We start from the raw sequence: 12,676 nt of genomic DNA, 5'->3' as shown, positions 1-12,676 counted from the left end.
TTCGCGCCTCCTCACCATGAGGTTGTGCGTGTGGCGGGCCTCTCGGAGCGCCCGTGCTGATTGCACCGGAAACAGAACTGCTCCGGTTCGATTCCGGCCGCTTCGAACGATCAGAACGTCGGGCAGCTCGAAGTGTCGTACAGCACGCAGGTCGATTGCCGCGGCCGCGTGTAGGACTCATCGTCGAGGTCGATCTTCGCGACGAAGTAACCGACGCCCGGCTCGTATTTGTAGGTGACCTCGCTCAGGATCAGATAAGTGTTCGGGACCTTGAGCCCGTTGCGGATGGTGATCGTGTCGCCTTTCTTGCGGCTCGACGCGGTGAGCGTCGCGGTGGCGGTGTTGCCGTCCTGCGCGACAGTCGCGGCCTTGCTCCACTGCACCTTGGCGACGCCGGCATTGTTGACGTAGATCTCGGAGATCGTCGCGGTCACGGTGTTGGTCGGGTACGGCGTCAGCACGCCGTAGCTCGCGGCGAACACATTCTCGAGGTCGCTGTCGGTCACCTTGGTGGCCTGCGACACCAGATCCGACAGCGTCCGCGACACCAGCGTCACCTTGCGGTCGATCGCGATCCCCGCGGATAGTTCGACGGTGGCGAAGAACATCAGCAGCATCAGCGGGACGATGAAGGCGAATTCGGTCGCTGCGAGTCCGCTGCGGTCCTTCGCCAGCCGCACGCTGCAGCGGCGCGCATCGACCCAGAATTTCACCAGCGCTTTCATCGGTCGATCCTAATTGCTGTACGGCTCGTTGCGGAACGCCGCGGTCGCGCTCAACAGCCGCTTGCTGCCGCTGAGATTGGCGCTGTTCCAGCCGAGCCCGGTGACGAACAGAGGCCACTCGTAGAATGCCCGTACCACCACGATGTCGCCGGCTTTGCCGGGATCGTACTGCATGTTGTCGACGAAGGCCTTGGTTTTGGGATCGATCGGCGTTGTGATCTTCACCGTCGAGAAGTCGCTGCCGTAGCTCTGCACGTCGACATGGATGCCGTCGCAGGTGAACAGCGCCTTGAGACGGTTGCAGACCTCGGTCTTGAATTTTCCCTGGGAATAGGACGCCGTCTGCGCCTGGCCGGTGAGGATCAAGCGCGCCGAGTCCTGCACCGCGGTCTCGAGCGACTGGCCCGCGAGGAACACGAAGGCGGTTTCGATGATCGCGAACAGCAGTCCGATGAAGATCGGCGCGACCATGGCGAATTCGATCGCCGCCGATCCACGGCGATTGCGACCGAACCGCCGCGCCCGCGCCATTGCGCGCGAAACCAATAACGACATCATCGACGGACTCTCGGCATCAGACGGATTGGACTGTACCGGAGGCTAGTCGAAACTGATTGTGGAAGTGTTTCGCCGGATCGGAACAAAATCGACCGCACCGTTAGGGCGGGATTAACCACGCGCGCAACGAGCAGCGCGGAACGAAGGCGGCCGGCGCAGTCGTGGCCGGCTGTCGACTCTCTATAGTGTCTCTATAGTGAGAGGCTCTCTATAGTGGGCGATCGCCGGGTCGACCGGGTCGCGCGAACGGCGGTGCGACCCGACTCGTCTGCTCCGCTCGCCTCAGTTGCCCTTGGGGCCCGTCGCTGCGCCGGTCGCCTGGGCGTTGAGATTGCCGGCCTGGTCGATGGTGGATTTGAAGTAGCCCTCGGAATCGCCGAGCGTGATCCGGCGCTGGCACACCGGCGTGCAGCTATAGGACTCGCGATCGACCCCGCGATACACCGTCACCACCTTGTCGGGACCCTCGACCTGGATCAGACGATCGGCGATCACCGTCCCCTTGCGGTCCATCGCGATCACATTGGTGGCGCCATAGCCTTTGCCGGTGACGACGACCATGCCGCCGGGCTGCATCGCGACGTCGGCGATGAGCGGATTGCCGACCACCAGCGTCGAGATGTTCTGCGGGAGCCTGATCAGCTTGGCCTGATCGACATTGACGGAAACGGTCTCTTCTGTGCCCGCCGACACGGCGGACAACGGCATCAGGCCGCATATGAAAGAAGACACCACGAGCGCTGCGCGCATCCGGCGCGAGGAGCTGGTCGACATACTGTACTCCGGGACATCAACAAGCCGGCTAAAGCAGATACGCAGCGGGCCGGCGCCCGACATGGCGAAGGTGCCGTTAATTGATGAACGAACCGCAAACGCGATGCATCGAATTCGCGACACTCTGTCCGAATACGACGCAACGGCTGCGCGAATGCAATCAGGATGGGTAGTCCGTTGCCGCATTCGATCGACTTTTCACCAGTTTAATCCGGCATTTACCGTACCCGAGAAGTGGCCGTAAAACGCATGTTTCTGCAATCGAATTAACTGCGCTGCAATTTCCAGATCCTAGGTTGACGTCATGGTCGCGGTGCTGAGAACGCCGGAAAGACCAAAGTTAGTTCGACAGCCACGTTGTACATGGAGCTCCACGATGAAGACCATTCTCGCTCGTTTCGTTAAGGACGAATCCGGCGCCACCGCGATCGAATACGGCCTGATCGCCGCCGGCATCGCGCTGGCCATCATCGCCGTGATCAACGGCATGGGCACCAAGCTGAACACCGCCTTCACGAGCATCAACACCGCGCTCAAGTAAGCGGCCGCCGGCCACTTCAAGAAAGGCTCCGGTGCGCCGGAGCCTTTTTTGTTTCCCGATTTTTCCGCCGGTCTCCGGCGATCGAGTTCGCGTGACATGAATCGGTTCGATCCGGCCGCAGCCGACCAGGCCCGCCCCGCGATCCGCGACATCGCGGCCCGACAGACGGTGTGCGCGGCGCTCGCGCTCGGCATCCTCGCGATCGCGGTGCGGATCGCCGCGGTCTGGTGAGCCGCGCCGCCGTTTTCCGATCGTTCACTTCTGCGCGCTAGGCTGACCCGCGCGTTTCGCGGCGGTTGCGGCCGCCTTTGCCCCGGCCTTTCGGCGAGACCCGATCATGATCGCTGACCTTCTCCGCCTGTTGCTGTTCCCCGCGCTGATGGCGTTCGCTGCGGCCAGCGACCTGTTCACGATGACGATCTCCAATCGCGTCTCGCTGCTGCTGGTGGCGGGCTTCCTCGTGCTCGCGCCGATGTCGGGCATGAGCCTCGCTGCGTTCGGCCTGCATCTCGGCGCCGGCATGACCGTGCTGGCGGTCGCGTTCGGATGCTTCGCGATGGGCTGGATCGGCGGCGGCGACGCCAAGGTCGCGGCGGCGGCGGCGCTGTGGTTCGGCTTCGGCCATCTGATGGATTTTCTGCTCTACGCCTCGCTGTTCGGCGGCGCGCTGACGCTGCTGCTGCTGAGCTTCCGGCAGTGGCCGCTACCCTATCCGCTCGCCGGCCAGAGCTGGCTGCTGCGACTCCACGCCAAGGAGACCGGCATCCCCTACGGCATCGCGCTCGCGATCGGCGCCCTCGCGGTGTATCCGCAGACCGACTGGATCCGGGCGGTGGATCTCACCCGGTTCGCGCTGCCCTGACGACGCAGGAAGTTCTCGTTAACGCGATTTAGATACGCCTCATTAACCATGCCTTGACGATTAGCTGGTCAACTCCCGGTACTGCGGCGTGGTCCGTCGCCGAGTTACCCCGGGAAGTAAAGCGTATGAATACCGCGCGCATCGTCGTTCTTGTCATCGCTGTCGGCGCCGGCGCCGTCGCCGCCTATCTGGCGAGCGGCATCGGCGGACAGGAGACCGCCGGCCCGGCCGCGCCCGTCGCGCAACTGGCGACGGTCGACGTACTTGTCGCCAAGTCCGACATTCCGCTCGGCCAGCCGGTCGGGCCCGCGGACGTGCAGTGGCAGACCTGGCCGGCCGCCACCGCCAGCTCCAATTTCATCCTCCGCAGCGAGCGCCCCGACGCCAGCACGCAGCTCGCCGGCTCGATCGCGCGCTCGCCCTTCATCGCCGGCGAACCGATCCGCGAACAGAAGCTGGTGAAAGCCAACGGCTCCGGATTCATGGCCGCGATCCTGCCGACCGGGATGCGCGCGATCTCGACGGAAATCTCGCCGGAGACCGGCGCCGGCGGCTTCATCCTGCCGAACGATCGGGTCGACGTCATCCTGTCGAAGCGCGACCAGAATCCCGATCGGGGCCAGAGCGGCGACGTCGTCAACTCCGAGATCATCCTCAGCAACGTGCGGATTCTCGCGATCGACCAGACCGTCGAGGAAAAGAACGGCCAGAAGGTCGTGGTCGGCAAGACCGCGACGCTCGAACTGAAGCCCGATCAGGCGGAATTCCTGGCGCGCGCGCGGCAGAGCGGCACGCTGTCGCTGGCGCTGCGCAGCCTCGCCGACGCCAACGCCCCGGCCCGGACCGAAGAGATCGGCGGCAAGCGGGACAGCATCAACGTCGTGCGGTTCGGCGTCTCCACGCCGACGACGACGCCGAAGTGATCAGGGGACGGATATGAGCTGCGGCACCAATCACCGATTCATCCGGACGCTGAAAGGCACGGCGATGGCGTTCACCGCCGTCGTCGCGCTGACGCTGCTGCCGACCTGGACGCCGGTGAAGGCCAGCGACTATCGGGCGACCGCGGCGCAGACGGGCGGCGGGATGAACGCACAGCCGCTCGCGCTCGGCATCGGCAAATCGGTGGTGATCGACCTGCCGCGCGACATCAAGGACGTTCTGGTCGCCGATCCGAAGATCGCCAACGCCGTGGTGCGGTCGGCGCAGCGCGCCTACATCATCGGCGCCGCCGTCGGCCAGACCAACATCGTGTTCTTCGACTCGACCGGCCAGCAGATCGCCGCCTACGACATCGCGGTGACCCGCGATCTCAACGGCATCCGCACCGCGCTGCGGCAGTCGATCCCGAACGGCGACATCCATGTCGAGGGTCTCGGCGACGGCGTGATTCTCATGGGCTCGGTGGCGACGCCGATCGAGTCGCAACAGGCGGCCGATCTCGCCGCGCGGCTGGCCGGCGACGCCAGCAAGGTGGTCAACAACATCGCGATCCGCGGCCGCGACCAGGTGATGCTGAAGATCACCGTGGCCGAAGTGCAGCGCGACGTCATCAAGCAACTCGGCGTCGATCTGACCGCCAATTTGAGCTACGGCACCTCGGTGGTGAAATTCACCAACACCAACCCGTTCACCCAGTCCGGCGCCGCGCTGGTTTCGGGCAACGCGCTGACGACGTCGTTCGGCAACGGGCCGTCGATCACGGCGACGCTGAAGGCGATGGAGAGCGCCGGCGTGGTGCGGACGCTGGCCGAGCCGAACCTGACCGCGATTTCCGGCGAACCGGCGAGCTTCCTCGCCGGCGGCGAATTTCCGGTGCCGAGCGGCGTGACCTGTACCAACAGCCTCTGCACGCCCTCGGTGACCTTCAAGAAGTTCGGCGTGCTGCTCAACTTCACACCCGTGGTGCTGACCGAAGGCCGGATCAGCCTGAAAGTCGCGACCGAGGTCTCCGAGGTCTCGAGCGACAATTCGATCACCATCAGCGGCCTGTCGGTGCCCTCGATCAAGACCCGCCGGGTCGACAGCACGGTGGAAATTCCCTCCGGCGGCTCGCTGGCGATGGCCGGCCTGATCCAGGAACAGACCAAGCAGGCGATCAACGGCCTGCCCGGCATGACCCAACTGCCGATCCTCGGCACGCTGTTCCGCAGCCGCGACTACATCAACCGCCAGACCGAACTGATGGTTCTGGTGACGCCCTATGTGGTGCGCGCGGTGGCGCCGAAGGATCTGTCGCGGCCCGACGACGGCTTCGCCGACGCCTCCGATCCGCAGTCGGATCTGCTCGGCAGCATCAACAGGATCTACGGCGTCCCCGGCCGCACCGGCCAGAGCCGGACCTACCGGGGCCGGTTCGGCTTCATCACCGACTGAGCGGGACGAGGACAGGACGATGACATCCAGGACACCCGCCCGTGCCATTCGCGGCCTCACCTGTGGGGCCGCTCTGATCGCCGTATCGCTGTCGATGGGCGCATGCACCCACACCAGCGCCAACGACGAGGTCACCGCGAGCATTCCCAACGACTACCGGCAGCGCCACCCGATCGCGATCCAGGAAGCGGATCGCAGCGTCGTGGTGTTCGTCGGCAACGGCCGCGGCGGCCTGACCGCGACGCAGCGCGCCGACGTCGTCGCGTTCGGCCGCGACTGGCTGCGCGAAGGCACCGGCTCGATCATCGCCGAAGTGCCCTCCGGCACGCCGAACGCCCGCGCCGCGGGCGAGACGATGCGCGAGATCCAGTCGCTGCTGGTCGCCGGCGGCGTGCCGGCGCGCGGCGTCGTCGTGAAGCCCTACCACCCCGCCGATCAGCGCGCCTTCGCGGCGATCCGCATGCTCTATCCGAAGGTCGCCGCGGTCGCCGGCCCGTGCGGGCTGTGGCCCGAGGACATCGGCCCGTCGATCAAGAACAAGGGCTATCTGGACAACAAGCCGTACTGGAATTTCGGCTGCGCCAACCAGCGCAACCTCGCCGCCATGGTGGATAATCCGTCGGATCTGGTGCAGCCGCGGCCGGAGACGCCGGCCTACACGGCGCGCCGCGGCGTCACCTTCGAGACCTACCGGACCACCAAGCCCGAAGCCACCGCGAAGGCCCAAGTGAGCAACGTCGGACCATGATCAGCTACGGACGCCAGAACCAGGACGAGCCCGCGGACGGCGCGCCGACGGGCGCCGCGACGCCGGACGAGCACATCGCGCCGGCGCCGCGCGTATCGGTCCAGGCCTTCTGCGAGTCGGTCGACACCGCCGCGGCGGTGCAGGCCGCCGGCGAAGACCGCCGCCTCGCCAAAGCGCATCTCAAGATCCAGATGGGCGGCATGGCCGCGGCGATCGAGGCCTATCGCTCGGCGCCGACGCCCAACGTCATCATCCTGGAGACCGACCCGCGCAGCGACGTGCTCGCCGGCCTCGATCAGCTCGCCACCGTGTGCGATCCCGGCACCCGCGTCATCGTGATCGGCAAGGTCAATGACGTCACGCTGTATCGCGAACTGGTCCGCCGCGGCGTCAGCGACTACGCCATCACGCCGCTGGAGCCGATCGACGTCGTGCGTTCGATCTGCAACCTGTTCTCCGCGCCGGAAGCCAAGGCGGTCGGCCGCATCATCGCGGTGGTCGGCGCCAAGGGCGGCGTCGGCGCCTCGACCATCGCGCACAACGTCGCCTGGGCGATCGCGCGCGACCTGGCGCTGGATGCCGTGGTCGCGGATCTCGATCTGGCGTTCGGCACCGCCGGCCTCGACTACAACCAGGACCCGCCGCAGGGCATCGCCGAGGCGGTGTTCTCGCCGGACCGCGTCGACACCGCCTTCGTCGACCGCCTGCTGTCGAAATGCACCGACCATCTCAGCCTGCTGGCCGCGCCGGCGACGCTGGACCGGGTCTACGATTTCGGCACCGAAGCGTTCGACACGATCTTCGATACGCTGCGCTCGACGATGCCCTGCATCGTGCTCGACGTGCCGCATCAATGGACCGGCTGGACCAAGCGGGCGCTGATCAACGCCGACGACATCCTGATCGTCGCGACGCCGGACCTCGCCAATCTGCGCAACACCAAGAACCTCTACGACCTGCTGAAGGCGTCGCGCCCGAACGACCGGCCGCCGCTGTACTGCCTCAACCAGGTCGGCGTGCCGAAGCGGCCGGAGATCAATTCCGGCGAATTCGCCAAGGCGATCGAAAGCTCGCCGATCGTCAGCATCCCGTTCGACCCGCAGATGTTCGGCGCCGCCGCCAACAACGGCCAGATGATCGCCGAGATCGCGGCGAGCCACAAGACCACGGATATGTTCCTGCAGATCGCCCAGCGGCTGACCGGACGCGGCGAAGCCAAGAAGCCGAAGGGCGGATTCCTGTCGCCGATCCTGGAGAAGCTGCGGGCCAAATAAGTCGCCCATCGGAGTATCGTCGTGTTCGGTAAGCGTAGCGGTGCAGATCAAGAGGTTCGTGCTTCGAAGCCGGTGAGCCCGGCTCCGGAGCCGATGTCGCGCGCGTCCGACGCGCCCGCAGCGATCGCCTCGCCGCCGCTGGCGCCGGCCCGCAGCGCGCCGCCGCCGCAGGTCGAGAGCCGCCGCTCCGACACCTACTACCAGGTCAAGGCGACGATCTTCGGCGCGCTGATCGAGGCGATCGACCTGGCGCAGCTCGCCAAGCTCGACGCCGAATCCGCGCGCGAGGAAATCCGCGACATCGTCAACGAGATCATCGCGATCAAGAACATCGTGATGTCGATCGCCGAGCAGGAAGAGCTGCTCGACGACATCTGCAACGACGTGCTCGGCTACGGTCCGCTGGAGCCGCTGCTGTCGCGCGACGACATCTCCGACATCATGGTCAACGGCGCCGGCACGGTGTTCATCGAAGTCGCCGGGCGGATCCAGCGCACCGGCATCCGATTCCGCGACAACCAGCAGCTCCTGAACATCTGCCAGCGCATCGTCAGCCAGGTCGGCCGGCGCGTCGACGAATCCTCGCCGATCTGCGACGCCCGCCTCGCCGACGGCAGCCGCGTCAACGCCATCGTGCCGCCGCTGGCGATCGACGGCCCCGCGCTCACTATCCGCAAATTCAAGAAGGACAAGCTGACGCTCGACCAGCTCGTCAAATTCGGCGCGATCACGCCGGAGGGCGCGCAGATCCTGCAGATCATCGGCCGCACCCGCTGCAACGTGCTGATCTCCGGCGGCACCGGCTCCGGCAAGACCACGCTGCTGAACTGCCTGACTAACTACATCGACGACGACGAGCGCATCATCACCTGCGAAGACGCCGCCGAACTGCAATTGCAGCAGCCGCACGTGGTGCGCCTCGAAACCAGGCCGCCGAACATCGAGGGCGAAGGCCAGGTGACGATGCGCGAACTGGTGCGCAACTGCCTGCGTATGCGGCCGGAGCGGATCATCGTCGGCGAAGTCCGCGGACCCGAGGCGTTCGACCTGTTGCAGGCGATGAACACCGGCCACGACGGCTCGATGGGCACGCTGCACGCCAACAACCCGCGCGAGGCGCTGTCGCGCTGCGAATCGATGATCACCATGGGCGGTTTCTCGCTGCCGTCGCGCACCATCCGCGAGATGATCTGCGCCTCGATCGACGTCATCATCCAGGCCGCGCGGCTGCGCGACGGCTCGCGCCGGATCACCCACATCACCGAGGTGATGGGGATGGAAGGCGACACCATCATCACCCAGGATCTGTTCATCTACGACATCATCGGCGAGGACGCCAACGGCCACATCGTCGGCCGGCATCGCTCGACCGGGATCGGCCGACCGCGTTTCTGGGAACGCGCGCGCTATTACGGCGAGGAGAAGCGGCTCGCCGCGGCGCTCGACGCCGCCGAAGTCGCAGTCGTCACCTGAGGGGAAGCGATCCATGCAGATGCAATCGCTCGCCCTCGGTTTCCTCGCCGCCGTCTCCGTCGGCGGGCTGGCCTGGGTCTTCATCTATCCGCTGCTGTCCGGCGAGAAGCAGGCCGAGCAACGCCGCACATCGGTCGCGCGCACGACGCCGGCGGTGCGCCAGATCGAGAAATCGCAGCGCTCGCGCCGCGAGCAGGTCGAAGGATCGCTGCGCGAGATCGAGGCGCGCAACCAGAAGCGGAAGAACGTCGCGCTCGGCACCAAACTGACCCAGGCAGGGCTCGACTGGACACCGAACAAGTTCATCGGCGTATCGGCGGGGCTGGCGGCGGTGGTCTTCGCGGTCGCATTCTTCGCGACGCTCGGCCCCAGCGGCGGCAGAGATCCCGCGACCGCGCCGGTGCTGAGCGACCCGCAATCGAAAACCCGCACCATCGATCTCGGCCCCGACCGTTCGATCGTCGTCGATCTCCAGCGCGAGGTCAGGGGCGTGCGGGTCTCGAATTCGGCGGTTGCGAATGCGATCGTGCGCTCGAACCAGCAAATCTTCATCGCGGCCGCCACCGTCGGCCGGACGAGTGTGACGGTGATCGGCGTCGATGGGCAGCCCATCGCCACATACGACGTTTCCGTCGAGCGCGACGGCTATGGCGGGTTGATCGCAGCCGTCGGACTGGCTTTCGCCGCCGGTTTCGGTCTGCCGCGCTGGATGCTGGGCTTCCTCAAGAAGCGCCGCGAACGGAAATTCCTGAACGCGCTGCCGGACGCCGTCGACGTGATCGTGCGCGGCATCAAGGCCGGCCTGCCGCTGTTCGACTCGCTCAAGGTGGTCGCGGCGGATTCGCCGGAGCCGCTGAAGAGCGAGTTCAACGCCATCATCGAGACCCAGGCGATCGGCATGCCGCTCGGCGACGCCTGCGCCCGGCTGTACGACCGGATGCCGGTGCCGGAAGCCAATTTCTTCGGCATCGTGATCTCGATCCAGCAGAAGTCCGGCGGCAATCTGTCTGAAGCGCTCGGCAACCTGTCCAAGGTGCTGCGCGACCGCAAGAAGATGGCCGAGAAGATCCAGGCGATGTCGATGGAGGCCAAGGCCTCGGCGGCGATCATCGGCTCGCTGCCGCCGATCGTGATGCTGCTGGTCTATCTGTCGACGCCGGACTACATCGCGCTGCTGTGGACCCACCCGACCGGCCGGCTGATGCTGGCCGGCTGCGTGCTGTGGATGTCCGCGGGCATCCTGGTGATGAAGAAGATGATCAACTTCGATTTCTGAAGGCGGCCGCGATGATCGAGTTCCTGATCGAGAAGATTCACGACGCCCGCTTCATGACGATGCTGCTGGCGTCGATCGCCGTCAGCGCCACGGTCTACACGCTGGTGATGCCGCTGTTCGTCGGCGAGACGCTGACCAAGCGGATGAAGGCGGTCGGCAGCGAGCGCGAACGCATCCGCCAGCGCGAGCGCGACCGGCTCGCCAAGGCCGAGCGGGTGTCGCTGCGGCAGGCGCCCAAGCAGGTCGTCGCCAAGATCGTCGACGACCTCAATCTCGGCAAATGGGTCGCTCAGGAGAGCGCGCGCGAAAAGCTGGTGATGGCGGGCTATCGCGGCCAGGCGCCCTACATCACCTTCCTGTTCTTCCGCATGGTGATGCCGATCGCGTTCGGCCTCGCGGCGGCGGTCTACGTATTCGTGCTGTCGAACATGGAGCAGTCGACGCCGATCAAGGTCGGCCTCTGCATCGCCGCCGTGTTTCTCGGCATGCAGGCGCCGATGCTGTTCCTGAAGAACGCCATCACCAAGCGCCAGCTCTCGATCCGGCGCGCGTTTCCCGACGCGCTCGACCTGCTGCTGATCTGCATCGAATCCGGCATGTCGATCGAGGCGGCGTTCCGCAAGGTGGCGGTCGAGATCGGCACCCAGTCGATCCCGCTGGCGGAAGAATTCACGCTGACGACGGCGGAGCTTTCCTATCTGCCCGACCGCAAGCAGGCCTATGAAAACCTCGCGACCCGCACCGGGCTGGACGGCGTCAAGTCGGTCTGCCTCGCCCTGCAGCAGTCGGAACGCTACGGCACGCCGCTCAGCCAGAGCCTGCGGGTGATGGCGCAGGAAAATCGCGACATGCGGATGAACGACGCCGAGAAGAAGGCGGCCGCCCTGCCGCCGAAGCTGACGGTGCCGATGATCCTGTTCTTCCTGCCGGTGCTGTTCGTGGTGATCCTCGGGCCGACCGGGATCAGGGTCGCGGCGATGCAGTGAGCGGCCGCGTCGCGCGACGGGCGACGGGCGGCGGGCGGCGGGCGATCGCATATCATTGAACATTCAGCCGCAATGCTCCGCCGCTGCGCCGACAACGAGTCGTCCCCCGCGCAGGCGGGGACGACATGCGGATAGGCACACTGCGAACCGCTTATCGACACCAGCAGGAGCGCATTTCGCCCTGCGGCGCGCGCGACGACATGAGCGCGATGGTCGTGCCGGCGCGGATCGCTGGTGGGCGTGATCAGTCGCCGGACGCCAGCACGCCGCGACCGCGGCCGCGCGGATCGGCCTTGCCGTCCAGCATCTGCTTGAGATAGGCGACGTTGGCGGCGGCTTCCTCGGGCGGCAGATCGGCCTGCACGATGGTTTCGGCTTCGGCGAAGCGGCCCTGCAATCCGACGACGAGCGCCAGATTCTGCCGCACCCGCGCATCGGCCCGGCCGCTGGCATAGGCCTGGCGCAGCGTCGTCTCGGCCTTCGGCAGGTCCTTGGTCAGCACGTAGGACAGGCCGAGATTGGACAGCACCGACGGCTCGCCCGGCGACAGTCTGAGCGCGCTCGCGTAGTAGCGCCGCGCCTCGTCGCTGCGCCCCATCTGGTCGAGCACGGTCCCCTGCACCGACAGAATCCGCCAGTCCGGATTGTCCGCACTGTGGGCGTTCGACAGCGCCTCGAACGCCGCACTCAGATTGCCGTTGTCGGCGAGCGCGCGGCCGTAGCCGGCGAGCACGGCCTTGTTGCCGGGATTGGCGAGCGACGCCTTCTCCAGCACCGCGACCGCCTGGGAGCGCTGGCCGATCGCGCGCAACGCCTGGCCATAGGCCAGCGCGGCGGCGGCATCCTTCGGACGGGATCGATAACGCTCGCCCGCGACCTCGGCGGCGCGGTTGGGATCGGCCGGGGCCTCCGCGCGCGCGCCGAGCGCGCCGGTGATCCCGGACATGCCTGCGGTCTGGCAGCCGGCGAGCGCCGTCGCCATGGCCGTGGTCAAGGCCGCGGATGCGAGAAACCGGGCGAGACAAGACAGCTTGCGCATGGCAACTTTACTCACGAAGCCGACTGGACAATTCGGACACGAGC

General features: G+C 66.4%; 14 protein-coding genes. 10 read left to right on the top strand and 4 right to left on the bottom strand.

Annotated elements, in window-relative coordinates; translation table 11 throughout:
* Positions 1-110 precede the first annotated feature (110 nt).
* The 3 genes from SR870_RS01500 to SR870_RS01490 form a co-directional block, all read right to left on the bottom strand.
* Positions 111-725 (bottom strand): TadE/TadG family type IV pilus assembly protein, encoded by a 615-nt coding sequence (locus tag SR870_RS01500; protein WP_322516290.1) that lies wholly within the window; start codon positions 723-725, stop codon positions 111-113.
* Between the two features lie 9 nt (positions 726-734).
* Positions 735-1,283, bottom strand: a complete 549-nt coding sequence (locus SR870_RS01495) for a TadE/TadG family type IV pilus assembly protein (RefSeq protein ID WP_322516289.1) — start codon at positions 1,281-1,283, stop codon at positions 735-737.
* Between the two features lie 282 nt (positions 1,284-1,565).
* Positions 1,566-2,057 (bottom strand): pilus assembly protein N-terminal domain-containing protein, encoded by a 492-nt coding sequence (locus SR870_RS01490; protein ID WP_322516288.1) that lies wholly within the window; start codon positions 2,055-2,057, stop codon positions 1,566-1,568.
* Between the two features lie 376 nt (positions 2,058-2,433).
* On the opposite strand from SR870_RS01490, the gene SR870_RS01485 reads away from it, so the two are divergent.
* The 10 genes from SR870_RS01485 to SR870_RS01440 all read left to right on the top strand — a co-directional run bounded on the left by SR870_RS01485 (position 2,434) and on the right by SR870_RS01440 (position 11,593).
* Positions 2,434-2,598, top strand: a complete 165-nt coding sequence (locus SR870_RS01485; RefSeq protein ID WP_322516287.1) for a Flp family type IVb pilin — start codon at positions 2,434-2,436, stop codon at positions 2,596-2,598.
* Between the two features lie 96 nt (positions 2,599-2,694).
* Positions 2,695-2,829 carry a hypothetical protein gene (locus SR870_RS01480; protein ID WP_322516286.1) on the top strand — a complete coding sequence of 45 codons (135 nt, stop codon included), beginning with the start codon at positions 2,695-2,697 and terminating at the stop codon, positions 2,827-2,829.
* 106 nt (positions 2,830-2,935) lie between these two features.
* On the top strand, positions 2,936-3,460 hold the full coding sequence (locus tag SR870_RS01475) for a prepilin peptidase (protein ID WP_322516285.1): 525 nt from the start codon (positions 2,936-2,938) through the stop codon (positions 3,458-3,460).
* Between the two features lie 125 nt (positions 3,461-3,585).
* The gene (cpaB, locus tag SR870_RS01470; RefSeq protein ID WP_322516284.1) at positions 3,586-4,383 is read left to right on the top strand and encodes a Flp pilus assembly protein CpaB; all 798 of its coding nucleotides are present in this window, start codon (positions 3,586-3,588) and stop codon (positions 4,381-4,383) included.
* 13 nt (positions 4,384-4,396) lie between these two features.
* Positions 4,397-5,836 carry a type II and III secretion system protein family protein gene (locus tag SR870_RS01465; protein ID WP_322516283.1) on the top strand — a complete coding sequence of 480 codons (1,440 nt, stop codon included), beginning with the start codon at positions 4,397-4,399 and terminating at the stop codon, positions 5,834-5,836.
* A 19-nt stretch (positions 5,837-5,855) separates the two neighbouring features.
* Positions 5,856-6,584, top strand: a complete 729-nt coding sequence (locus SR870_RS01460) for a CpaD family pilus assembly protein (RefSeq protein WP_322516282.1) — start codon at positions 5,856-5,858, stop codon at positions 6,582-6,584.
* Positions 6,581-7,858, top strand: coding sequence for an AAA family ATPase (locus SR870_RS01455; protein WP_322516281.1), 1,278 nt, complete (start codon positions 6,581-6,583; stop codon positions 7,856-7,858). Before SR870_RS01460 ends, SR870_RS01455 begins: the two co-directional genes overlap by 4 nt.
* A gap of 21 nt (positions 7,859-7,879) precedes the next feature.
* On the top strand, positions 7,880-9,331 hold the full coding sequence (locus tag SR870_RS01450) for a CpaF family protein (protein ID WP_322516280.1): 1,452 nt from the start codon (positions 7,880-7,882) through the stop codon (positions 9,329-9,331).
* 13 nt (positions 9,332-9,344) lie between these two features.
* Positions 9,345-10,607 (top strand): type II secretion system F family protein, encoded by a 1,263-nt coding sequence (locus SR870_RS01445; protein ID WP_322516279.1) that lies wholly within the window; start codon positions 9,345-9,347, stop codon positions 10,605-10,607.
* An 11-nt stretch (positions 10,608-10,618) separates the two neighbouring features.
* On the top strand, positions 10,619-11,593 hold the full coding sequence (locus SR870_RS01440; protein WP_322516278.1) for a type II secretion system F family protein: 975 nt from the start codon (positions 10,619-10,621) through the stop codon (positions 11,591-11,593).
* A gap of 244 nt (positions 11,594-11,837) precedes the next feature.
* Here the strand turns inward: SR870_RS01440 and SR870_RS01435 are convergent, their stop codons facing one another.
* Positions 11,838-12,632, bottom strand: coding sequence for a tetratricopeptide repeat protein (locus tag SR870_RS01435; protein ID WP_322516277.1), 795 nt, complete (start codon positions 12,630-12,632; stop codon positions 11,838-11,840).
* Positions 12,633-12,676 lie beyond the last annotated feature (44 nt).

The sequence above is a fragment of the Rhodopseudomonas palustris genome (genome assembly GCF_034479375.1).
In the GTDB taxonomy this organism is placed as follows: domain Bacteria; phylum Pseudomonadota; class Alphaproteobacteria; order Rhizobiales; family Xanthobacteraceae; genus Rhodopseudomonas; species Rhodopseudomonas palustris_M.
The sequence above is the reverse complement of the archived record's forward strand: the minus strand, read 5'-3'. Positions and strand labels throughout refer to the sequence as shown.